The organism is Rhodococcus sp. 2H158, assembly GCF_053764755.1.
The window spans coordinates 330,438-353,111 of record NZ_JBSNCE010000001.1 but is presented as its reverse complement, the minus strand read 5'-3'; the positions used below and the strand labels follow the sequence as shown (position 1 = coordinate 353,111).

Annotated in this window: 19 protein-coding genes and 1 pseudogene; 15 read left to right on the top strand and 5 right to left on the bottom strand. The window is 68.0% G+C overall.

What is annotated here, in order from left to right:
* The first annotated feature begins 55 nt into the window (after positions 1 to 55).
* The 5 genes from ACWPOB_RS01625 (at position 56) to ACWPOB_RS01605 (ending at position 4,992) form a co-directional block, all read left to right on the top strand.
* A complete protein-coding gene (locus ACWPOB_RS01625) occupies positions 56 to 1,099 on the top strand; it encodes an amidohydrolase family protein (RefSeq protein ID WP_100056432.1) in 1,044 nt (347 codons plus the stop codon).
* Entirely contained in the window at positions 1,096 to 1,854 is a 759-nt protein-coding gene (locus ACWPOB_RS01620) for an iron-sulfur cluster assembly protein (protein WP_455399686.1), read from the top strand. The genes ACWPOB_RS01625 and ACWPOB_RS01620 overlap by 4 nt, the downstream gene beginning before the upstream one ends.
* Positions 1,851 to 2,876 carry an NAD(P)-dependent alcohol dehydrogenase gene (locus ACWPOB_RS01615; protein WP_100056434.1) on the top strand — a complete coding sequence of 342 codons (1,026 nt, stop codon included), beginning with the start codon at positions 1,851 to 1,853 and terminating at the stop codon, positions 2,874 to 2,876. The genes ACWPOB_RS01620 and ACWPOB_RS01615 overlap by 4 nt, the downstream gene beginning before the upstream one ends.
* Before the next feature lie 39 nt (positions 2,877 to 2,915).
* Entirely contained in the window at positions 2,916 to 4,565 is a 1,650-nt protein-coding gene (gene groL / locus ACWPOB_RS01610; RefSeq protein ID WP_455399685.1) for a chaperonin GroEL, read from the top strand.
* Between the two features lie 106 nt (positions 4,566 to 4,671).
* Positions 4,672 to 4,992, top strand: a complete 321-nt coding sequence (locus ACWPOB_RS01605; RefSeq protein WP_100056436.1) for a putative quinol monooxygenase — start codon at positions 4,672 to 4,674, stop codon at positions 4,990 to 4,992.
* A gap of 58 nt (positions 4,993 to 5,050) precedes the next feature.
* On the opposite strand, the gene ACWPOB_RS01600 is transcribed toward ACWPOB_RS01605, so the two are convergent.
* Positions 5,051 to 8,197 (bottom strand): NAD-glutamate dehydrogenase domain-containing protein, encoded by a 3,147-nt coding sequence (locus tag ACWPOB_RS01600; RefSeq protein ID WP_455399684.1) that lies wholly within the window; start codon positions 8,195 to 8,197, stop codon positions 5,051 to 5,053.
* Between the two features lie 177 nt (positions 8,198 to 8,374).
* On the opposite strand from ACWPOB_RS01600, the gene gabT reads away from it, so the two are divergent.
* Genes gabT through ACWPOB_RS01580 form a run of 4 tightly spaced genes read left to right on the top strand, consistent with a single transcriptional unit; the run spans position 8,375 to position 13,573 of the window.
* A complete protein-coding gene (gene gabT, locus ACWPOB_RS01595) occupies positions 8,375 to 9,733 on the top strand; it encodes a 4-aminobutyrate--2-oxoglutarate transaminase (RefSeq protein WP_455399683.1) in 1,359 nt (452 codons plus the stop codon).
* Between the two features lie 35 nt (positions 9,734 to 9,768).
* Complete coding sequence (locus tag ACWPOB_RS01590; protein WP_455399682.1) at positions 9,769 to 10,962, top strand: acyl-CoA dehydrogenase family protein; 1,194 nt, start codon at positions 9,769 to 9,771, stop codon at positions 10,960 to 10,962.
* 32 nt (positions 10,963 to 10,994) lie between these two features.
* Positions 10,995 to 12,461, top strand: coding sequence for an aldehyde dehydrogenase family protein (locus ACWPOB_RS01585; RefSeq protein ID WP_455399681.1), 1,467 nt, complete (start codon positions 10,995 to 10,997; stop codon positions 12,459 to 12,461).
* On the top strand, positions 12,458 to 13,573 hold the full coding sequence (locus ACWPOB_RS01580; protein WP_455399680.1) for a CaiB/BaiF CoA transferase family protein: 1,116 nt from the start codon (positions 12,458 to 12,460) through the stop codon (positions 13,571 to 13,573). Before ACWPOB_RS01585 ends, ACWPOB_RS01580 begins: the two co-directional genes overlap by 4 nt.
* 115 nt (positions 13,574 to 13,688) lie before the next feature.
* Here the strand turns inward: ACWPOB_RS01580 and ACWPOB_RS01575 are convergent, their stop codons facing one another.
* Entirely contained in the window at positions 13,689 to 14,843 is a 1,155-nt protein-coding gene (locus ACWPOB_RS01575) for a hypothetical protein (protein WP_455399679.1), read from the bottom strand.
* Between the two features lie 403 nt (positions 14,844 to 15,246).
* On the opposite strand from ACWPOB_RS01575, the gene ACWPOB_RS01570 reads away from it, so the two are divergent.
* The gene (locus tag ACWPOB_RS01570; RefSeq protein ID WP_100058228.1) at positions 15,247 to 15,537 is read left to right on the top strand and encodes a type II toxin-antitoxin system Phd/YefM family antitoxin; all 291 of its coding nucleotides are present in this window, start codon (positions 15,247 to 15,249) and stop codon (positions 15,535 to 15,537) included.
* Entirely contained in the window at positions 15,534 to 15,815 is a 282-nt protein-coding gene (locus ACWPOB_RS01565; RefSeq protein WP_455399678.1) for a type II toxin-antitoxin system RelE family toxin, read from the top strand. The genes ACWPOB_RS01570 and ACWPOB_RS01565 overlap by 4 nt, the downstream gene beginning before the upstream one ends.
* Before the next feature lie 61 nt (positions 15,816 to 15,876).
* On the opposite strand, the gene ACWPOB_RS01560 is transcribed toward ACWPOB_RS01565, so the two are convergent.
* From ACWPOB_RS01560 to ACWPOB_RS01550, 3 genes and pseudogenes are all read right to left on the bottom strand, one after another.
* Positions 15,877 to 16,173 carry a PucR family transcriptional regulator gene (locus ACWPOB_RS01560; protein WP_455399711.1) on the bottom strand — a complete coding sequence of 99 codons (297 nt, stop codon included), beginning with the start codon at positions 16,171 to 16,173 and terminating at the stop codon, positions 15,877 to 15,879.
* Positions 16,174 to 16,251: 78 nt separating this feature from the next.
* Positions 16,252 to 16,470: pseudogene (locus ACWPOB_RS01555) on the bottom strand (PucR family transcriptional regulator); the annotation flags it as partial.
* Positions 16,471 to 16,638: 168 nt separating this feature from the next.
* Positions 16,639 to 17,532 carry an HpcH/HpaI aldolase/citrate lyase family protein gene (locus ACWPOB_RS01550; protein WP_100055313.1) on the bottom strand — a complete coding sequence of 298 codons (894 nt, stop codon included), beginning with the start codon at positions 17,530 to 17,532 and terminating at the stop codon, positions 16,639 to 16,641.
* Between the two features lie 369 nt (positions 17,533 to 17,901).
* Here ACWPOB_RS01550 and ACWPOB_RS01545 point away from each other — a divergent pair, with 369 nt between their 5' ends.
* Genes ACWPOB_RS01545 through ACWPOB_RS01530 form a run of 4 tightly spaced genes read left to right on the top strand, consistent with a single transcriptional unit; the run spans position 17,902 to position 22,632 of the window.
* Positions 17,902 to 19,125 carry an ABC transporter substrate-binding protein gene (locus ACWPOB_RS01545; protein WP_100055312.1) on the top strand — a complete coding sequence of 408 codons (1,224 nt, stop codon included), beginning with the start codon at positions 17,902 to 17,904 and terminating at the stop codon, positions 19,123 to 19,125.
* Between the two features lie 39 nt (positions 19,126 to 19,164).
* Positions 19,165 to 20,007 (top strand): branched-chain amino acid ABC transporter permease, encoded by an 843-nt coding sequence (locus ACWPOB_RS01540; RefSeq protein WP_455399677.1) that lies wholly within the window; start codon positions 19,165 to 19,167, stop codon positions 20,005 to 20,007.
* On the top strand, positions 20,004 to 21,836 hold the full coding sequence (locus tag ACWPOB_RS01535) for a branched-chain amino acid ABC transporter ATP-binding protein/permease (protein WP_100055309.1): 1,833 nt from the start codon (positions 20,004 to 20,006) through the stop codon (positions 21,834 to 21,836). The genes ACWPOB_RS01540 and ACWPOB_RS01535 overlap by 4 nt, the downstream gene beginning before the upstream one ends.
* Complete coding sequence (locus ACWPOB_RS01530) at positions 21,829 to 22,632, top strand: ABC transporter ATP-binding protein (protein WP_455399676.1); 804 nt, start codon at positions 21,829 to 21,831, stop codon at positions 22,630 to 22,632. The genes ACWPOB_RS01535 and ACWPOB_RS01530 overlap by 8 nt, the downstream gene beginning before the upstream one ends.
* Positions 22,633 to 22,674: the final 42 nt, after the last annotated feature.

The window sequence follows — 22,674 nt, the reverse complement described above, 5'->3', positions numbered from 1 at the left end:
CCGGGCCCGGACGGCTCCCGATCCACCACCGGCACACGACAGAACGAGGGAAGCGATGTACGAGAAGGACGGGCAGCAGTACTTCATCGTGGACGGGCACGTGCACATCTGGGACGGCCGCGAGTCGAACCAGAAGAACGTGCACGGGCGGCAGTTCATCGACTGCTTCTACGACTACCACAAGAACCTCAGCCCCGAGGAGGAGGTGTGGGACTACGACACCTACACCTACTACGGCGGCGAACGCCTCATGAAGGACCTGTTCGTGGACGGTCACGTGGACCACGCGATCTTCCAGGCCACCCTGCTGAGCGACTTCTACCGCAACGGGTTCGGGCAGACCGAGGAGGCGTTCGGGCTCACCCGCAAGCACCCCGACAAGCTCACGTACAACCATGCCTACGATCCCCGCCACGGGGAGGCCGGCCTCGAACAGCTGCGCCGGGACGCCGAGCGGATGAACCTCCAGGGCGTCAAGCTCTACACCGCCGAATGGCACGGCGACTCCCGCGGATACAAGCTCGACGACCCGTGGTCGAGGCGCTACCTCGAGGAGTGCATCGAGCTGGGCATCAAGAACATCCACGTGCACAAGGGCCCCACCATCCGGCCGCTGGACCGCGACGCCTTCGACGTCGCCGACGTGGACAAGGTCGCCACCGACTACCTCGACCTGCGCTTCGTCGTCGAACACGTGGGCCTGCCCCGGCTCGAGGACTTCTGCTGGATCGCCACCCAGGAGTCCAACGTGTACGGCGGTCTGGCCGTGGCGATGCCGTTCATCCACACCCGTCCCCGGTACTTCGCCCAGATCATCGGCGAATTGCTCTACTGGCTCGGCGAGGACAAGATCCTGTTCGCCAGCGACTACGCGCTGTGGACCCCGAAGTGGCTGATCGAGAAGTTCGTGGACTTCCAGATCCCGGAGGACATGACCGAATACGCGCCGATCACCGTCGAGCAGAAGAAGAAGATCCTCGGCCTCAACGCCGCGGCGCTCTACGACATCGACGTCCCGGAACACCTGCGGCTGCCCGAGCCGGCCGGACAGGAGGGGGTCGAGGTCGCCGCGGGAGCCCAGCAGGCGGTGTCGTCGTGACCGCGGCTCCGGTGTCGGGCAGCGACGTGCTCGCCGCGCTCGGCACCGTGGTCGATCCCGAACTGGACGAACCGATCACCGAGCTCGGCTTCGTGCGGTCGGTGGTCCTCGACGACGAGGGGGTGACCGTGCACCTGCGGCTGCCCACCGCGTTCTGCTCGCCGAACTTCGCCTACCTCATGGCATCCGACGCGCAGGACGCCCTGCGGGCGATCGAGGACATCGGGCACGTGCGAATCCTCCTCGACGACCACCACGACAGCGGCAAGATCAACAGCGGTCTCGCCGCCGACGCCGGCTACCGGGGCACCTTCGGCTCCGAGGCGGAGGAGAACCTCGACGAGTTGCGCCGCACGTTCCGGCGCAAGGCGCACCTCGCCGCCCTGGAACGCTGCCTCGAGAACCTGCTGAAGCACTCGGAGCTCACCGTCGACGACATCCCGTCGCTGACGCTGAGCGACATCCCGCCCGGCCGGCAGAAGGCGGCCCTGATACGCCGGCGGCTCGACATCGGCCTGAGCCTGTGCCCGGCCAGCCGGGTGTTCGTCGACGACGACGGGCGGCCGATCCCCCGTGAGGCGGTACCGATGCGGCTGCGGTTCGCCAAATCCGTGCGGATCTCCATGGAGGGGAACGCACACTTCTGCCGCGGGCTGCTCGCGACCCGGTACGCCGACAGCGAGGGCGGATCGGCAACACCCCGGGTCGCCGACGTCCGAACCAGTTGTTCCGCAATCATCAGGAGAGTGTCATGAAGGCCGTGCAGGTGGTGGGGTACCACACCAAGCTCCAGCTCGAGGAGATCCCCGAGCCGAAGATCGAGGGTCCGCTCGACGTCGTCGTCCGCATCGGCGGAGCGGGCGTGTGCCGCACCGACATCCACATCCTCGAGGGGCAGTGGGCCGAGAAGAGCGGCGTCGTCCTGCCGTACACGATCGGCCACGAGAACGCCGGCTGGGTCCACGCCGTCGGCGACGCCGTCACCAACGTCGCCGTCGGCGACAAGGTCATCCTCCACCCCCTCATCACGTGCGGACTCTGCCGCGCGTGCCGGTTCGGCGACGACGTGCACTGCGAGAACAGCCGGTTCCCCGGCATCGACACCAACGGTGGCTACGCCGAGTACCTGCGCACCACCGCGCGCAGCGTGGTCCGGATCGACGACTCGCTCGAGCCGTCCGACGTCGCCGCCCTCGCCGACGCCGGGCTCACGGCCTACCACGCGGTCGCCAAGGCCGCGCGGGCGACGCGACCGGGCGACGTGTGCGTCATGATCGGCGCGGGCGGCCTCGGCCACATCGGCATCCAGGTCCTGAAGGCGGTCTCCGCGGCGACCCTGATCGTGGTGGACCGCAACCCGGCCGCCGTCGCGCTGGCCGTCGAGATCGGTGCCGACCACGGCATCGTCGCCGACGGCACCCACGTGCAGCAGGTGCTCGAGCTGACCGGCGGCCGCGGCGCCGAGGCCGTCGTGGACTTCGTCGGCGAGGGCGGCGCCACGAGGGACGGCGTCGCGATGCTGCGCCGCGCCGGCAACTACTACGTCGTCGGATACGGCGAGAACATCGACGTCCCCACGATCGACGTGATCTCCACCGAGATCAACTTCATCGGCAATCTCGTCGGCTCCTACAACGACCTGCAGGAGCTCATGGCCCTCGCCGCCCAGGGAAAAGTCACGCTGCACACCACGAAATATCCGCTCGAGCAGTTCCAGCAGGCGATCGACGACCTCGACGCGGGACGGGTCCGCGGCCGCGCGATCCTCGTCCCCTGAACCGCACCCCGCACAGTCAGCACGAAAGGAAGCCCAGCCATGGCCAAGGATCTGCGGTTCAACCAGGAGGCACGCCTCCTTCTCGAGTACGGGGTCAACGCACTCGCCGACGCGGTCAAGGTGACCCTCGGTCCCAAGGGCCGCAACGCGGTGCTCGAGAAGCTGACCGGCCCACCCACCATCACCAACGACGGTGTCACGATCGCCCGCGAGATCCAGCTGCGGGACCCGTTCGCCAACATGGGCGCGCAGCTGGTCAAGGAAGTGGCGATGAAGACCAACGGCGTCGTCGGTGACGGCACCACGACCGCGACCGTGCTGGCGCAGGCCATGGTCCGCGAGGGGATGCGGGCCGTCGACGCCGGTGCCAATCCCATGCGGGTGCGGCGCGGCATCGAACGCACCGTTCCCGTCGTGGTCGAGGCACTGCGGGACCGGTCGGTACAGGTCGACGGACGCAAGGATCTCGAGCGGATCGCGACCCTCGCCGCGAGCGACGACGAGGCCATCGGCGAGGCCATCGCCGAGGCGGTCTCCCACGTGGGCAGGTCCGGCATCGTCACCACCGAGGAGAGCGAGACCCTCGGGATGTCGGTGAGCGTCGTCGACGGCATCGAATTCGACCACGGCTACATCTCCGGCTACATGGTGACGAACCCCGAACGCATGGAAGCGGTCCACGAGAACCCGCTGATCCTGTTGACCAACAAGAAGATCACCCAGGTGCAGGAGATCATGCCGAGCATCGAGGCGGCCAAGCGCGCCGATCGGCCCCTCGTCGTGCTGGCCGAGGACGTCGACGGCCCCGCCCTGCAGCTCCTCGTCGGCGGCAACATGCACAACACCATGCAGTCCGTCGTCGTGCGGGCGCCCGGCTTCGGGCACCGGCGCGTCGCCGAGCTGCAGGACCTCGCGGTCGCGCTGGGCGGGCACGTCGTCGCCAAGGACACCGGCGTCGAACTGTCCGAGGTGACGGCCGAGCACCTCGGTTCCTGCGACCGCATCACCGTCACCGAGAACGAGACGACGATCGTCGGCGGCCACGGCGATCAGGGTCTCCTCGATGCGCGGATCGCGCAGCTCGAGGCGCAGCTCGGACGGGCCCGGATCGACGCCGACCAGGACAGCCTCCAGCTGCGCATCGCCCGGCTCACCGGGCGGGTCGCCGTCATCCGCGTCGGCGGCGCCACCAGCGTCGAACTCAAGGAACGCATGCTGCGCGTCGAGGACGCCCTGGCCGCCACCCGGGCCGCCCTCGAGGACGGCATCGTCGCCGGGGGCGGCACCGCTCTGGGGCAGGCGCACCGGGCGCTGGCCGACCTCGACCTGCCCGGCGACGAAGGCATCGGCCGCGACGTGGTGCGGCGTGCCCTGCCCGAGCCGCTCCGGTGGATCGCGGTCAACGCCGGCTTCGACGGCGACGAGGTCGTGGAGGTCGTCGCGGGGCTGCCGTCGGGACACGGGTTCAACGCGCTTTCCGGCAAGTACGGCGACATGTTCGACGAGGGCGTCGTCGACCCGTTCAAGGTCACCCGCGCCGCACTCGAGAGCGCCGCGTCCATCGCGGCGCTGCTCATCACCACCGAGACCGCGATCGTGGAGGAGGTCTTCGGCAACCCCGGGGCGATCCACGCGCCCGGCTTCGGGGACCTGGCCGAGGGCATGGTCCGCCCGTCCAACATCTACTGATCGCCGGGGGATCGTCTCGGCGGCGGCCGGGCCTCGTCGGTCGCTTCCCTCCGAGGCAACCGGCCGCCGCCGTGCCCACCACGGCTCGACAGGAACGGAGTGCGCAATGATCTTCATCGTGGTCAGGTTCCGGGTCCGCCCCGACTACCGGGACGACTGGCTCGCCCTCACAAAGGAATTCACCGAGTCGACGCGGGCCGAACCGGGCAATCTGTGGTTCGAGTGGTCGCGCAGCGTGGACGACCCGTCCGAGTACGTGCTCGTCGAGGCGTTCCGCGACGGCGAGGCCGGTGCCGCCCACGTCGGTGCCGACCACTTCCGCAAGGGGCTCGACGCCATGCGCCCGGCGCTGAGCGAGACCCCGCGGATCCTCAATACCGAGATCCCCGGCGTCGAGTGGTCCCGCATGGGCGAACTCGCAATATAGGCGGCTGCGCCGCCGTGGTGCCCTTTCGGATCTCCCCCGGTCCGAAAGGGCACCACACTCAATGACTCTCCCGCACGAGCAGGCGCAGTTCCGCGCTGAGCGTGCACGCCCGCGGCAGATCGACGAGCCCGTCCTCGCGCAGTTCGGTGGTCAGGCGCGTCACCCGGGCGATCGCGTCCGGGACCCGCCGCTGCCACCGTGCCAGGACCTCGTCGACGTCGGCCGGAGCGAACGGGGTGCCGTCCCGGCGCAGGATCGCGGCGACGAGGGCGTGGTGGCGTTCGGCGAGCTCGTCCCGCACCGTGGCGATCGCCGTGCTGTCCCACCAGGTGTGGGATCCGGCGGACAGGTCCGGCGACGTCCCGTCGAGCCCCAGCAGCGAACCCGTGCCGGCGTGCACCCGGGCGACGGTGCGCGCCGGGCAGTTCAGCGTGTACGCAGTGTCGACCAGGGCCGGGCACTCGCCGAGAAACCGGAAGTCCGGCCCCCCGTCCGCGCCGGTGTCACCCAGCAGATCCTCCACTCCGGTACGCAGCCGGGTGATCTCGGCGCTCACGTCGAGCGGCGACGGTCGCAGCCGCAGGATCCACGAGGCCGCATGCTCGACGAAACTCTGCACGGTGCCGAGCCGCGCCCAGCGTTCGGCGCCGGAACCGGGGCGGTCCCGCGCCTCGGCCCACAGCCGGTCGGTGTCGAACACCGCCCGGATCACCGCGTACGCCCGTGCGACCGCCGGCGTGCGCACCCCGAGTCGTTCCTCGAGCTGATAGATCATCCCCGGTCCGACGTGATCGACGAGGTCGGAGGCGATCCGGGTCGCGACGATCTCGCGGCGCAGGGGATGATCCCGGATCTCGTCCTGCAGCAGTCCGCGCATGCGGTCGGGGAAGTACGCCTGGGCGACGTCGGCGAAGACGGGGTCGTCGGGCACGTCCGACTCGAGCAGGTCCCGGCACACGACGTTCTTCGACCGCGCGAGCAGCACCGCGATCTCCGGCCTGGTCAACCCGCGGCCGGCGCCGGCCCGCGCGGCCAGCTCCTGCACCGTGGGCAGTACCTCGGCGCTGCGACGGATCCCGTCACCGGTCTCGAGGTGGCTGATGAGCCGCTCGTGCCGGCCGAGGAGCCGGGCCGCGCGCGAGACGGCAAGCCCGAGCGTCACCGACTGGTCCCGGCTCGTGCGCAACACCGTGCGGGCCACCTCGTCACGGGCGTCGCCGAGCAGGCGGTTGCGTTCCTCGAGTGTCAGACGTCCGCTGCGCCGGGCGGATTCGAGGGCGATCTTCAGGTTCACCTCGGCGTCGGAGGTGGCGACGCCGGCCGCGTTGTCGATGAAGTCCGCATTGATGCGGCCGCCCGCCGCCGAGAACTCGATGCGTGCCCGCTGCGTGAAACCGAGGTTGCCGCCCTCGCCGACGACGCGGCAGCGGAGCTGCGAGGCATCGACGCGGACGTCGTCGTTACCCGGATCGGCTGCATCGGTGTGACTTTCGGATGTGGCCTTGACGTAGGTGCCGACGCCGCCGTTCCAGAGCAGGTCCACCGGTGCGGTCAGCAGCGCCTTGATCAACTCGCTCGGGGTGGTGGTGGGGTGCGGCAGACCGAGCAGGCGCCGTGCGGGTTCCGGGACGGTGACGGACTTCGCGGAGCGAGGCCACACCCCTCCGCCGGGCGAGAGGACGTCGCGGTCGACATCGTCCCAGCTCGATCCGGGACGCTCGAACAGCCGGCGGCGCTCCGCATAGGCGCGGGCCGGGTCCGGGTCCGGGTCGAGGAAGATGTGCCGGTGGTCGAAGGCGCCGACGAGGCGCAGGTGCGGGGAGAGCAGCATCCCGTTGCCGAAGACGTCGCCGGACATGTCTCCGATCCCCACCGCCGTCACCTCGGTGGTGTCCACGTCGATGCCGAGGTCGGCGAAGTGCTCGCGAACCGCGACCCACGCGCCGCGCGCGGTGATGCCCATGGCCTTGTGGTCGTATCCGCTGGATCCGCCGGAGGCGAAGGCGTCGCCGAGCCAGTAGTCGTACTCCGCTGCGATGGAGTTCGCCAGGTCGGAGAACGTGGCGGTGCCCTTGTCCGCGGCCACCACCAGATATCCGTCGTCCCCACCGTGGACGACCGTACGGTCCGGGTGCACGATCGTCCCGTCGACGATGTTGTCGACGAGATCGAGCATTCCCCGGATGAACGTCGAATAGGCCTGGGCAGGAGCGACATCCGGGTTTCGCCGCACGAACGCGCCCTTGGCGCCGACGGGGACGATGGGAGCGTTCTTCACCACCTGCGTCTTCATCAGGCCGAGTACCTCGGTGCGGTAGTCCTCCGGACGGTCCGAGAATCGCACACCGCCGCGGGCGACGGTGCCGCTCCGCACGTGGATGCCCTCCATGTCGTCCGAGTGGACGAAGATCTCGCGGTGGGGGACGACGGGCCCGGGATCGGTGAGACGTCCGGAATCGAGCATGAATGCGCCGTACGATTTCGGTGCGCCGTGTTCGTCGCGCTGGTACCAGTTGGTGCGCACGGTGGCGGTGACGAACGACTCCAGGCTGCGCAGGATGCGGTCCTCGTCGAGGCTTTCCGCCGCGCCGCGCCGCGCGGCGAGCGCCCGCTCCGCCCGCTCGGCGGCGACGTCCCGGTCGCGCCGGTCCGGGTCGAAGCGCGCGGCGAAGCAGGTGACGAGGGCCTCGACGAATCCTGCATGCCGGCAGAGGGTATCGACGATGTACCCCTCCGACATGATCAGGCCGGCCTGGCGGGCGAAGCGGCCGGCGGCCCGGACCAGGGCGATGTCCCGCACGTTCACATCGGCGACGACGGCGAGGCGGGCGTACCTGTCGACGACGGTGCGGCCCTGCGCGTGGGCGTCGAAGACCGCCGCCACCCGCCGCGGCGAACCCGGCCCCCACTCCGGGGGCGTGACGAACGCGAACCGATGCACCCGGCGGTCCTCGCCGTCCCCCGTCAGGAGTTCGTGATCGTCGATCCGCAGCCCGAAATGTTCGAAGGTGTGGACGGAGTCGGACAGCGACGGATCCCGGCCCGGCCACCTCATGACGGCGTCGGCGACGCGGTCGCGGGCAGCGCTCTCGACGAACAGGAGGGCCGGATGCTCCCCGCGTGACCCGGCGAGATGCCGCGCGGCCCCGGCGACGTCGGTGGGTATCGGTTCGTGTCGATGCGTGGTGGCGGTATCGGTGGTCATCTGCGTGTCCTTTCGATCACCCGGTGCGGGCCGTGGTGTGCCGCCAGTCTGCGGGCGACCCCTGGAGACGGACATGTACTCGATGTCTATTTAGTCGTAGGAACTTGTACTTCCAGTCCATGAGTGACCGGCGTTCTCGCCCCTACAGTTCGAGGAAACCGACGGAGGGAGAAGGACATGACCGCAGTGGAACTCGTACGGGGTGGCCCCGGGCTCGAGCAGGCCCGTCGCATCGTGACGGAAATCCCGGGCCCCCGGTCCCGCGAGCTGGCGCAGCGTCGTGCCGCCGCGCTGCCGGCGGGCCTGGCCAGTGGCGCCGAGATCTACGCGGCGGTGGGCGGCGGGGGTGTGCTCGTCGACGTGGACGGGAACTCCTTCATCGACCTCGGTTCCGGCATCGCCGTCACCACCGTCGGCAACTCCGCGCCGCGCGTCGTCGAACGCGCCACCGCGCAGCTGCAGCAGTTCACCCACACCTGCTTCCTCGCCACGCCCTACGAGCCGTACATCGAGGTCGCCGAGGTCCTCAACCGGCTGACCCCGGGAACCCACGCCAAGCGCACGGCACTGTTCAACACCGGCAGCGAGGCCGTCGAGAACGCCGTGAAGTACGCCCGCGCGGCGACCGGTCGTTCCGCCGTGGTCACGTTCGACCACGCCTTCCACGGCCGGACGCTGATGACGATGACCATGACGGCGAAGAACCAGCCCTACAAGCACTCCTTCGGTCCGTTCGCCCCGGAGGTCTACCGCGCGCCGATGGCCTACCCCTACCGGTGGCCGAGCGGGCCCGACCGCGCCGCGGACGAGGCGTTCGAGCAGTTCCGGCTGCTCGTCGACGCCCAGATCGGCGCGGACCAGGTGGCGTGCGTCGTCGTCGAACCCATCCAGGGCGAAGGGGGATTCATCGTCCCCGCCGACGGATTCCTCCGCCGCGTCGCCGATTTCTGCCGGGACCGCGGCATCCTCGTCGTCGCCGACGAGGTGCAGACCGGCATCGCCCGCACCGGAGCATGGTTCGCCTGCGAGCACGAAGGCCTCGTGCCGGATCTGATCGTCACGGCGAAGGGACTCGCCGGCGGACTTCCGCTCGCGGCCGTCACCGGCCGGGCCGAGATCATGGATCGCGCCCACCCGGGCGGCATCGGCGGCACCTACAGCGGCAACCCCGCGGCGTGCGCGGCGGCCCTCGGGGTGTTCGAGACGATCGAAGCGGAGCATCTGCTCGACCGGGCTCAGGAAATCGGCGCGCTGATGCTGCGGGAACTGCGCGACATCGGCACCCACCACCCCGTCGTCGGCGACGTCCGCGGACGCGGCGCCATGATCGCCGTCGAACTCGTCGAGCCCGGTACCACCACTCCCAACCGCGAGGCCGTCGCGGAGATCGTCCGGTACTGCCAGGCCCACGGAGTCCTCACCCTGACCGCCGGCACGTTCGGGAACGTGCTCCGTTTCCTGCCGCCGCTGTCGATCTCCGACGAGCTGCTCACCGAGGCGTTCTCGGTGCTGCGCGACGCGTTCGCCGCCCTCTGACCACCACCGCTCCCCTACTCCGCGAGGACCAGCACATGACCACCACCGCACCCGCCCGCACGACCGGTCCGCTGCGACCGCTCGAACTCCTCGGCGCCGACACCCTGCTCGACGCCGACGAACGCGACATCGCCGCCACCGTCCGCCGCTTCGTCGAGACCCGGCTCGTCCCCGAGGTCGGCGACTGGTTCGAATCCGCGACGCTGCCCAAGGAAGTGGCGAAGGAGTTCGGCGCCCTCGGCGTACTCGGCATGCACCTGGACGGGTACGGCTGCGCCGGCACCAACGCCGTCAGCTACGGTCTGGCCTGCCTGGAACTCGAGGCCGGCGACAGCGGATTCCGCAGCTTCGTCTCGGTGCAGGGCTCGCTGTCGATGTTCTCCATCCACCGCTACGGCTCCGACGAACAGAAGCAGGAATGGCTGCCCCGGCTGGCCTCCGGAGATGCCATCGGGTGCTTCGGCCTGACGGAACCCGACTTCGGTTCCAACCCTGCGGGAATGCGCACCCGCGCCCGTCGGGACGGCTCGGACTGGATCCTCACCGGCACCAAGATGTGGATCACCAACGGCAATCTCGCGGACGTCGCCACGGTGTGGGCCCAGACCGACGAGGGCGTGCGCGGGTTCGTCGTTCCCACCGACACCCCCGGCTTCACCGCCAACCCGATCCACCGGAAGCTGTCGCTGCGGGCCTCGGTGACCTCCGAGCTGGTGCTCGACAACGTGCGCCTGCCGGCATCGGCCGAGCTGCCGCTCGCCCGCGGACTCGGCGCCCCCCTGTCGTGCCTCAACGAGGCCCGGTTCGGCATCGTGTTCGGCGCGCTCGGCGCGGCCCGCAACAGCCTCGAGACCGCGTTGGACTACGCCGCCTCGCGGGAGGTCTTCGACCGCCCACTTGCCGCCTACCAGCTCACCCAGGAGAAGCTGGCCGACATGACGCTCGAGCTCGGCAAGGGCTTCCTGCTCGCACTGCACCTCGGCCGCCTCAAGGACGAGTCCGGTGTCACCCCCGAACAGATCAGCCTCGGCAAGCTCAACAACGTGCGCGAGGCATTGGCCATCGCCCGCGAATGCCGGACCATTCTCGGCGCCAGCGGAATCACCCTCGAGTACTCGCCGCTGCGGCACGCCAACAACCTCGAGTCGGTGCTGACCTACGAGGGCACCAGCGAGATGCACCTGCTCTCGATCGGCCGCGCCCTGACCGGTCACGCCGCATTCCGCTGACCCGCACCGTCGAAGCGTCGAAGGGACACACGATGACGACACCCGTTCTGCTGCAGCACTACATCGACGGCGAGTGGTTCGACGGCGGGGCCGAGGCCCTGGCGAGCATCAGCCCCGCCGAGCCGGACGTCACCGTGGCCCGCGGTCGTGCGGCCACGGGCGACGACGTCGACCGGGCCGTGGCCGCCGCGCGCGCCGCGGCCCGGCCATGGGCGAAAACCCCGGCGCACGAGCGCGGTGCCGTCCTCGCCCGGGCGGCTGCCGTCGTCGAATCGTCCGCGTCGCAGTGGGGTGCGGAACTTGCCCGGGAGGAGGGCAAGACGCGCGGCGAGGGCGTCGCCGAGGTGCTCCGCGCGGCCCAGATCCTGCGCTTCTACGGCGGCGAGGGAGACCGGGAGGCCGGCGAGGTGTACGCCTCCCCCCGGCGCGGTGAGCAGATCCTGGTCGCGCGCAAGCCCGTCGGCGTGGTCGGGGTCATCACCCCCTTCAACTTCCCCATCGCCATCCCCGCCTGGAAGATCGCCCCGGCACTGACCTACGGCAACACCGTGGTGTGGAAGCCGGCGGGCACCGTGCCGCTGCTGGCCATGCGGCTCATGCAGGCCCTCGCCGACGCCGGCCTGCCGCCGGGGGTGCTCAACCTCGTCATCGGCGGCCGGGCGGTCGGCGCCGGCATCGCCGACCATCCGGGGATCGACGCGCTGACCTTCACCGGTTCCACGGCGGTGGGCCGGAGCCTCGCGGCGGCGGGAGCCGCGCGGGGGGTGCCGGTGCAGGCGGAGATGGGCGGCAAGAACGCGGCGGTGGTGCTCGGCGACGCGGACCTCGATCTCGCCGCCGAACAGGTGCTGCTCGGCGCGTTCCGGTCGTCGGGACAGAAGTGCACGGCGACGTCGCGGCTGATCGTCACGGACGACGTCGCCGACGAGTTCGTCGGTGAACTCGTCGCCCGGATCGGGAAGTGGACCGTCGGCAATCCCCTGGACGAGCACGTCCACATGGGTCCGGTGGTCGACGCCGCGGCGCGGGCGTCGATCCGGGCGGGGGTCGACGAGGCGGTACGCCAGGGTGCCCGCGTGTTGTGTGGGGGCAGGCCCTACGAGGACGGTGAACTGGCGGCCGGGTTCTACGTGCCGCCCACCGTGCTCGAGCTGCCCGGCACCCGGCTCGACGTGTGGCGCGAGGAACTGTTCGGGCCCGTACTGGCCGTGTGCCGGGCGGCCGACGCCGAGACGGCGTTCGCGCTCGCCGACGACAGCGAGTACGGCTTGTCGGCGGCCGTGTTCACCCAGGACCTCACCCGCGCCCTCGGGGCGCTCGAGGGCCTGGACGTGGGCATCCTGCACATCAACTCCGAATCCGCCGGCGCCGACCCGCACGTCCCGTTCGGCGGCGCGAAGAAGAGCGGGTACGGCCCGAAGGAACAGGGTCGGGCCGCACGGGAGTTCTTCACCCACACCACGACCGTCTACCTTCGCGGCGGGAGGCCGATCGCATGAGCAGGGGCGCACTCGACGGCATCGTCGTCGCCGACTTCACCCGGGTCCTCGCCGGCCCCTACGCCACGATGATGCTCGCGGACATGGGTGCCGAGGTCGTCAAGATCGAACGTCCCGGCACCGGCGACGACACCCGCGCGTGGGGACCGCCCTACGACGACGAGGGCTCGGCCACGTACTTCAACTCGGTGAACCGCAACAAGACCTCCGTGGTCCTGGACCTCGCGTCGGAGGACGGCCGCGCCGAGGCCCGTCGGCTCGTGGCGCGCGCGGACATCGTGGTCGAGAACTTCCGCGCGGGCACCATGGAGCGGCTCGGCCTGGGCTACGACGAGCTGCTCGACGTCAACCCGGGGCTGATCTACTGCTCCGTCACCGGTTTCGGGAGCGGCGACGGAGCGACCCTGCCGGGCTACGACCTGCTCGTGCAGGCCGTCGGTGGGCTCATGAGCATCACCGGACCCGAGGCCGACGCGCCGACGAAGGTGGGCGTCGCGGTCGTCGACGTGCTCACGGGCCTGCACGCCCTCGCCGGGATCCTCGCTGCGCTGCACCACCGGGAGCGCACCGGCGAGGGGCAGCGCGTCGAAACCAATCTTCTTGCCGCGCTGCTGTCGTCGCTCGTCAATCAGGGCTCGGCGTACCTCGGTGCCGGGGTGGTGCCCGGCATCCTCGGCAACCGGCACCCGAGCATCGCCCCGTACGAGGTGTTCCCGACCAAGGACCGGCCGCTGGCGCTGGCGGTGGGCAACGACAAGCAGTTCACGCGGCTCGCCGAGACGATCGGCGCGCCCGAGCTGGCCACCGATCCGCGCTTCCGCAGCAACCCGCTGCGCGTCGCGCACCGCGAGGAACTGTGCGAGGGGATCACCTCGATCCTCGTCACGGCCGGGGCCGACCACTGGTACGACGAACTCTCCCGCGTGGGTGTTCCGGCCGGGCCCATCAACGACGTCGCCGAGGCCTTCGAGTTCGCCCGTCGCCTCGGTCTCGACGCCGTCGTGTCGGTGCCCGGAAGTGCCACACCGCAGGTCGGAAACCCGTTGACCTTCTCCAGGACTCCGGTCCGGTACCGGTCGGCTCCGCCACCCCTGGGTGGAGCCGCGGACTGACCGGAGCGGCCTGGAGGAGTGCCCGTCCCGTCGCGTCCGGCCGCGGCGGGACGGGCGTCGTGCCGCACCGAACCGAACGGCGGCGCGCACCTCCGTCGTCCGTCCCCTCCCGCGATCAGGGATGCGCGGCGGCACGATCCTCGTGTGCGGGAACGGTGGATGCGGGCCGGCGCAGACCGAAGGACTCGAAGCCGACGACGTACAGCAGCGTCACCAACGCGAACAGGTCCATGAACCCGAGGGCGTTGCCGTGCAGACCGTCGGCGACGGCCGGTTCGTGCAGCACGATCTCGGCGACCACGTAGTAGTACAGCACGAACGTGGTCACGGCGAGGGCGAACGTGATCGCCACGCGCGACAGCAGATTCGCCACGGCCCCGCCGCCCGTCGGCTTGTTTCCGAAGGCGTTGGCCCACAGGATCATCCATGCCACCCAGCACACGCCCAGCTGGGCCGGGAACTGATCGAGCGGGAAACCCGGTTCGGCTGCCGTGCCGGGGCCGACGAGCACCGCACACACGGCGCGCAGTGCCGCGAACAGCACGGTGCCGAGCACGATGTTGCCGACCGTCGAGACCAGTGCGACCCGCATGCGGCTGCCGGCGAGCCGCCACGGCCAGTTCTCCAAGGTCTGCCCTGTGAGCACGATCGCGACGATGATCGAGTAGTACCAGCCGAGCAGTGTGTCGATGCCGAGCAGTGCTGTGCCCTCCCGAACCGTCTCCGAGACCGCGGGTACGCCCAACACGAGATAGAGCAGTGCGGTGGGGACGAGGAGGGAGACGATTTCGCAGGCGCCGACCCACGGCTGTTTCAGGCCCAGATCGGTCCACGGCCAGTGTCCCCAGTTGAGCACCACCAGCACCCACGTGGAGAAGCCGAACAGGACGAACAACGCGCCCGTGAAGTAGCCCAGGCCGTCGGGGCGGTCGGCCGCGTAGTCGGGATACAGGTGGCCGATTCCGCTCGCCAGGACATACGTGACGACGACGGCGAAAGCCGAGGTGGCGGCGAGGAACACAATGCCGCGCCAGGGTTGCCGTAGCCGGTCGAATCCCCAGAGTTCGAGGTTGAATCCGGCCCACACGACGAACAGGAGGGCCCAGAACAGGGCGGCGTTGAACGGCAACGGATACAGGTCGAACGGGCTGAGCTGCGGGTCGGCGAGCAGATACCACGCCGCGACGGAGACGGTGGTGATCACGGCGGTGTTGGCGACACCGAATCCGAGCCACCCCGGGGACGTGTCGGCGTGCGAGCGTTCGGGCATGGGGTACCGAAACCTTCTGTGATGCCCTCGAAACGAGGGGCGAGGGGAACGTCGGCCGAGGAGATCGGTGAGTGGTGTGGTGGCCGGAGTCGGCTGCCGGATCGCGGACCGTGTCCTCGAGGGTTCTTCGTCAGCTCCGGCGGCGCAGTTCGGGACCGGCCGTGGGAGCGTGGGGCATCGGAGTGTCCTTCCCGTGAGAATGCGACTCGTGAGAATGTGACTCGGAGCACACTCGAAACGATCACGCGTCACAACCGTTGCGCCGCGTTGCATCCCCCGCCCGGGTCCGGATCGTCCGCCCCGGCCGTCCGGCATCTCCCGGGCCTTGACGGCCGGCCACGACTCCGCCCGGGTGTGGATGGAGTCGAGGTCGCAGCGGTCACCCGAAATGTTGGCTACAATTGTGTACATGACGACTCTTCCGGTGGCCGAGGCGCGGGCGCAGTTCTCCCGCCTGGTCGACGAGGCCGAGCGCACCCACGAGCGGTTCGAGATCACCCGAAATGGGCACCGGGCCGCGGTGCTGCTCGGTGCCGACGACTACGACGCGCTGCGCGAGACCATTGCCGTGCTGGCCGAGAAGTCCCTGCTTGCCGACCACCTCACGGGAATGGCCGAGATCGAGGCCGGGGACAGCCTCGATGCCGCATCCCTCGCCGAGATCATGTCCGCGGGCAAGCCCGACGACGAGTGAGCGTTCCCGGCGAGCCCTACACCCTGATCGTGGCCCGTACCGCTGCCCGTGCGCTCGAGCGGACCCTGCCCGAGAAGGTCGCCGCCGCGGTGTACGAGTTCATCACCGGGCCCCTCCTCGAAAACCCGCACCGGGTCGGCAAGGAACTCGCCCCACCGTTGGCACCGGCCTACTCCGCCCGCCGCGGCTCCTACCGGGTGCTGTACCTGATCGACGAGAACACCCGCCAGGTCCGAGTCACCGCGATCTCCCACCGCGCCGACGCGTACCGCACCTGAATCTTCCGGGGCGCGGCCGGGGTGACGATCTCGTCGAGGCGCTGCGACCGGACGTCGGCACCTATCCGCCACGGCCGTCCAGCATCTCCCGGGCCTTGACGGCCAGCCACCACTCCACCCGGGTGTGGATCGAGTCGAGGTCGCGGCCGGTGAGTTCGGTGATGCGGGCGAGCCGGTTCCGCAGGGTGTGCCGGTGGATGCCGAGGGCAACGGCGGTGCTCTCGGCCTGACCGTTGTGCTCGAGGTACGCGGCGAGGGTCTCGACCAGACGTCCGCTCGATCCGTGCTTCGCGTCGTAGGCATCGAGTGCTTCGAGGCCGGTGCGGGCGATGGCCTGCAACGCGTCCGGATCCTGCATGCCCAGCAACACGGAAAAGGTACCGAGCTCGGCGAACGCCACCGGTGTCCGGCCCCCGTCCCGCGCTGCCCGGGCCGCCGAGAGAGCCTGCTGCACACCGATGTTCGCGTCCTTGACGCCGCACGGACCACCCAGCCCGCACCGGACCGGGCGGCCGAGCTGCGCGCGGACGCGGTCCTGGACCCGGGTCGCGATCTCGCGGGCGCGGTCGGCCGGCAGGACCACCGCGACATCCGCGCCGGCCGAGGCCGTCAGGTGGGGGATCCCCTCGGCGGCGAGGGCTGCGCCGACCTCGGTCCCGGCCGCCTCCTCCCGTCGCGGCTCCTACCGGGTGCTGTACCCGATCGACGAGGGCGTAGAGGGTGCGATCCGATTCCCGCACGACAGTTGCGCCTGCGACCGAGGCGGCCGCAGAACGTGCTCGCCCGGTCTGCGAACCCGATATTCGCCCGTTTCGCAGCGCAGTCAGGCGCGAGCGAGGTTCGAATCAGCCAGCTTGTCGATGCGCGCTGCGAGATCCAGGATTCGGTGCGCATCTCGCACGTGCAGACTCTCGATCATCTTCCCGTCCAGCGTGATTACGCTGCTTCCTGCGGCTGCGGCATCCTCGTACGCTACAACGACCCGCCGTGCATATTCGATCTCCTCCGAAGAGGGTCCGAAGACCGCGTTGGCCGGACCGATCTGCGAAGGGTGGACGACGGTCTTGCCATCGAAGCCCATTTCACGCCCTTGGCGAGCTTCGGCCAGGTAGCCGTCGCTGTCACGGATGTCGTTGAACACCCCGTCCAAGATCACCTTTCCCGCCGTTCGGGCACCCAGAACGCCGAGTGACAAGCTTGTCAGGACCGGAGCCCGTCCGGGACGCGGAAGAGCATGAAGATCGTTGATCAGGTCGTTGGTTCCGACGACCAGCACAGACACGCGATCGCTGGCAGAAGCGAGCTCTTCGACGTGCAGGAAGGCAGCCGGCGTCTCGATCATGAGCCAGAGAGTCGTCCGCTCCCCTGCCCCTGCAGCGTCCAGTTCGTTCACCAGCATGCGGACATCGTCGCCGGACTCGATCTTCGGCACCAGAACGCCGTCGGCACCGGACCGGGCAGCCGCCGCCATATCGCCTGCGTGCCAATCGGTACCGATTCCGTTGACCCGAATCACCACCTCGCGGGGCTTCAGGACGCCGGAGCGCACGACCTTGCACACACGGTCCCTCGAGTCCGATTTGGCATCGTCGCCGACGGCGTCTTCGAGGTCGAGAATCACTACGTCGGCGGGTAGATTTCCAGCCTTCTCCAGGGCGCGTGTGTTGTTCCCGGGAACGTAGAGAGCGGAACGGCGGGGACGCGCTACATCGGTCATGGACTGGGCCTTCTTTCGCTTGGCGGGACATCCGCTCATGAGATTGTTAGTCCGCTAACAAGCTTTGTCAACCCTGGCGCACCTTCACCGATGTCCTTAGGGCCGTCTCTTAAATATTGTTCGTTGACAAACTAGCAATTTGGTGGTGTTCTTTCGGGCACGAGGTCTCCGTCACACCCGATCCTGCACTGTGCTCCACTTCATCCTTGCCGACGTCCGGGCGGGTGGACCGGCATCGGCCTCATCCTTGGGCGGATCCGACGACGAGCTGTCGCGGACGACCCCAAGCAGCGACTGCGCACTCCTGACGATCTTCCATACCAGCAACTTCGACAACTCGGCCGACAGACCAGAAAAACCGGAGGGTCAATGATCATGAAAATATCGATGTTCGGCTTGCGTGGCAGGCTTCGGACTGCGACCGGCTGCCTGGCAGCGATCGCTCTCCTCACGGCCGGCTGCGCGAGCACCGACAGCAACGGTGACGCGGAGACATCGGATTCGGGCCCGATCACTCTCTACGCAAGCATGGGTGTTTCCGGGACCGGAGCGGCGATCCAGCCTGCCGTCGAGGCCGGGGTGCGCGCTGCCGTCTCGACGATCAACGACAACGGAGGACTGCTGGGTCGTCCCATCGAGGTGGAAGTCCAGAACAACGAAAGTGACCCCACCAAGGCGGTGTCGCTGCTACAAGCAGAGATGAACGGCTCCACTCCCCCCGATCTCGTGTGGGCGGGAACATCGAGCTCTGAAACCCTTGCGCTCATGGGGGTTACCACGAGGTCGAAGGTCATGGCGTTCACTCCGGGCAACAATCAGGAACTCGGCGACGCGTCGAAGTTCCCGTACCTCTTCGGATCCTCGCCTGTCGGCAGCGCCATCGCCGACACGCTGACCGACTACCTGGTGGACGGCGGGTACAAGACCATCGGAATCCTGACACCCAACGACGCCCTCGGAAACTCGGCGGCAGAGCGGTACAAGGCTGCCTTCGAAGAGGAGGGCCTCGCCGTGGTGACCGATCGCTACGAGACCGACGCTGTGGAGATGGACGGACCGTTGGCGCGTCTGGCCGACAAGAATCCGGACGTGGTCGTCTTCAATGCCGTGGCCAACCCCGCTTACGTCCTCAAGAGCCGAATCAAGGTCGGCCTGGAGGACGTACCGTTCGTCGGCGACCTCTCGACCACCAATGTCGACTTCGCCGGAGCGGTGAGCCCGCAGGAGAAGGAAGGCGTCACTCTGGCTGCCTACACGCTCGCAACTACTCAGAGCGACCGCCCGGGTGCCAAGAATCTGCTGGACTCTCTGCACTCAGCAGGCGTGAACATGAAGTCGTCGCTGAGTCTCTACGGGATTGCCTACGACGTGGTCCTGTCCTACGCCAACGCGGTCGACGCCGTCGGCTCCACCGACGTGGACAAGGTCCGAGCAGCAATGGAATCCGGTGACGGGGATACCTATCCGCTGTCGCTGACCGATGATCAGGGATGGACCGAGGAAGTTCATCTGGGTAGCGGAGATGCGCCCAACTATTTCACCTTCATCCCCGTCTCTCCGCTGGTCGACGGCCAGTTCCAGCTCGGCTCCTGAGAAAGGCAGCACGCAGTGTCGACAGCAATTCTCACCGGGTTGGTCCTCGGATCGATCTACATTCTCGTCGCCGTCGGATACAACATCGTCTTCCTTGCATCGGGAGCATTCAACTTCGCTCAGGCCGCCGTGGTCATGCTCGGTGCCTTCGTCGCCTCCACGTTCGGTGTCGAACGTGGAGTCCCGACGATCGGAGTCCTCGCCTTGGCTGCACTGATCGGTGCTGTCGTCGGAATCGCCACCGAAATCGCCGCAATCCGTCCGGTCATAGGCAAGGGATTGCACGGGGAACTCGTGACCACCGTCGGGGTATCGACGATTCTGACCGGTCTCGTCGTCGTGATCTGGGGCGTCGATACTCGGCCGATCAATCCGCTGATCTCGGCGGACACCGTCAGTGTCCTGGGTGGTCGTGTCACAGTGGACGGCCTCGTTCTGATCGCCGCCGCGGTCCTCAGCTGCGTTGCCCTGTGGGGCTGGTCCCGCTTCACATTGGGCGGATTGGCGTCTCTCGCCGTGTCCGAGAACCGTGAAGCGGCGACATTGCGCGGAATCAACGTCAATTACCTGTCGATACTCGCCACCGCGGCTGCCGGAGCCATCGGTGGTGCCGCCGGCGTATTCGTCGGCACGCAGACGTTGGCGGTCCCGACCATCGCCGCAGTTCTCACACTGAACTCGTTCTTGGTACTCATCATCGGCGGGATGGGCTCCTTCCCCGGACTTCTGATCGGTGGACTGGTGGTCGGCACTCTCGAAGCGCTGACCGGAAGGTACCTGGGCAGCGAATACGTCACTCTCGCGCTGTTCGCGCTTCTTCTCGCCGTCCTCCTGGTGAAACCCGAGGGCCTCTTCGGACAGAAAGTCAACAGAGTCGTATGAACCTCTTTCCTCGCCTGAAAATAGACGGACGCCGTCTTTGGCTTCTCCCCTTGTCGCTGGGGGTGCTGGTGCTGCTGGCACCACTGTTCGGTCTGAGCGCGGTGAATCAACGCCAGTTCATCCTGGTGGCAGTTCTCGCCCTCACGGTCAGCGGGCTCAACTTGGCGTGGGGCTACGGGGGAGAACTCGCGATCGGTCAGTTGGCCATGTATGCCCTCGGTGCGTACGTCACCGGCTGGATGGTGATGGAGGGTTACGACCTGGCCTTCGCCATGCTGGCCTCGTGTATCGCGGCGGCCGCCCTCGGCCTGCTCACAGGTCTACCCGCATTGCGTGTGCGTGGCTGGGGCGTCGCCATGGCCTCGTTCTTCTTGATCATCCTGATTCCCGACATCATCAAGCTCTTCGAAGATCAGACCGGTGGCCAGATCGGCATGATCGGGATCCCGGGTCCGGTTCTCTTCGGGCAGGAGCTCTCGGACGATCAGTTCTACGGACTCGTCATGCTCTGTCTGATCGTGTGGCTCGTCCTCATGCGCAACCTGGTTACATCCCGCCACGGGTCCGCTCTGCGCGTGATGCGTGAAAGTCCTGTCCTGACTGCGAGTCTAGGACTCGATGTACGGCGCCTGAAGCTCACGATCTACGTCATGGCGGCGATTCCGGCGGGACTCGCCGGCAGCCTCTTCGTCTTCGTCGACCGATTCATCGCTCCGGACTACTTCGATTTCGCCGCCGCTATTCTCATCGTCGCCGCTGCTGTCCTGGGCGGAGCCGAGACCGTCTACGGCGCGATCGTCGGAGCAGCGATTCTGACGATCCTTCCGCAACGCTTCGGATCGTTCGATCATTACGCCGAGATCGTATTCGGTGCTTTCCTCCTCGTCGGAGGCATCCTCCTGACCAACACGCGACTCAGGAACGGCCTCGACAGCCTGAAGCTACGAATCCGCAATTGGGGAAGCACACCGACCGCCCGGGCCTCCACGGAGGCCGCTCGCGTACCCGAACTGGCACCGCGTGCGCTGAAGGTCGATTCGATAACCAAGACGTTCGGCGGCAATACTGCTCTCAACGGTGTGACGATCGAAGCGCAACCCGGGCAGATCACAGCTCTGATCGGCGCCAACGGATCGGGAAAGACCACAATGCTCAACGTGATCTCCGGCTTCTACCCTGCGGACTCGGGCACGGTCTCTCTCGACGGCGAACCGCTGCCCTTGGGCAAAGCGTCGCAGACCGCCCGTCGAGGCATCGCCCGCACATTCCAGACCCCCATCGTGCCGTCCTCGATGACGACAGAGGAGGCCGTCGAGGTCGCCCGTTACGTACGTGACTACTGCGGGATCCCGAGTTCGATGCTCCGCTTACCGAAACATCGGGATGTGGCCCGCAGAGACGAGGACGAGGCTGGCACCTGGTTGCGTGCAACAGGGCTCGCTCACGAATCCAACTCACTCGCAAGGGGGTTGTCACTGGGCGATCGACGAATGCTCGAGGTTGCACGTGCACTGGCGACCGGCGCCTCCGTCCTGCTTCTCGACGAAGTCGCCTCCGGGTTGGACCCGGTCGATCTGGACCGATTGAGCGTTCTGCTGCGTGCAGTACGGGATGCAGGTGGCACCGTTGTTCTGGTCGAACACAACTTTCGTCTGGTCTGCGACCTCGCCGACTCGATCTACGTTCTCGAACGTGGGGAGCTGATCGCTCAGGGAGACCCCGACGCGATCCAACGTGATCCGGCTGTCGCGCGCAGCTATCTGGGCGACGAGCTCTCGTCGGAGGACGAACTCGCCTCCCTCGACACCGTGGGGAGTAACCATGACTGACCGCGACACGGTTCTGGAAGTTTCGGGCCTTTCCGCGGGCTACGGAGACATCGGTGTCCTGTTCGACGTCGGTCTCACCGCCTGGAAAGGTTCGGTCACCGCAGTATTCGGATCCAACGGTGCCGGCAAGACCACCCTGATGTCTGCCATTACCGGCCTGATTCGTACCAGCAGTGGCCACATCGAACTCGACGGCGTCGACATCTCCGACAAACCCGCTCACAAGCGCTCGGCGGCCGGCGTCGCCCTGGTGCAAGAGAACAAGCGCGTCTTCCACAAGCGCACGGTGCATGAAAACCTCGTACTCGGTGGACACGCCCTCGGGCGTTCGGAGCGCCATAGAGCTCTGACCACCGCATACGACCGCTTTCCGGTCCTGAGGGACAAGAGCAACGACAAGGCCGGATCTCTTTCCGGTGGACAACAGCAGATGCTCGCCATTGCGCAAGCGTTGATGCCAGGTCCGAAAGTTCTTCTTCTGGACGAGCCCTCTGCAGGGCTGGCACCCATCATCGTCAACGACCTGCTTCACAGTATTGCCCGCATGAAGGCCGAGGGCATGGCAGTCGTTCTCGTCGAGCAGCTCGTCGGTCAAGCGCTTTCGATCGCCGACCACGTAGTAGCGCTACAACATGGTCGAGTGGTGATCGATTCCGACGCCGCCTCAGTGGATGACGAGAAGTTGCGCGCCGCCTATCTGGGAGCGAGCGATGAAGAGGTAGCTCACCGAGTCGACGCAGCAGATTCGATGTACGTGGAATCCGGCGCGATCAGGTCGGATACGTCGAGAACCTGACAACCCGTCACCGGGTGTGGGTCGTATCTCACGCTGTGGGGA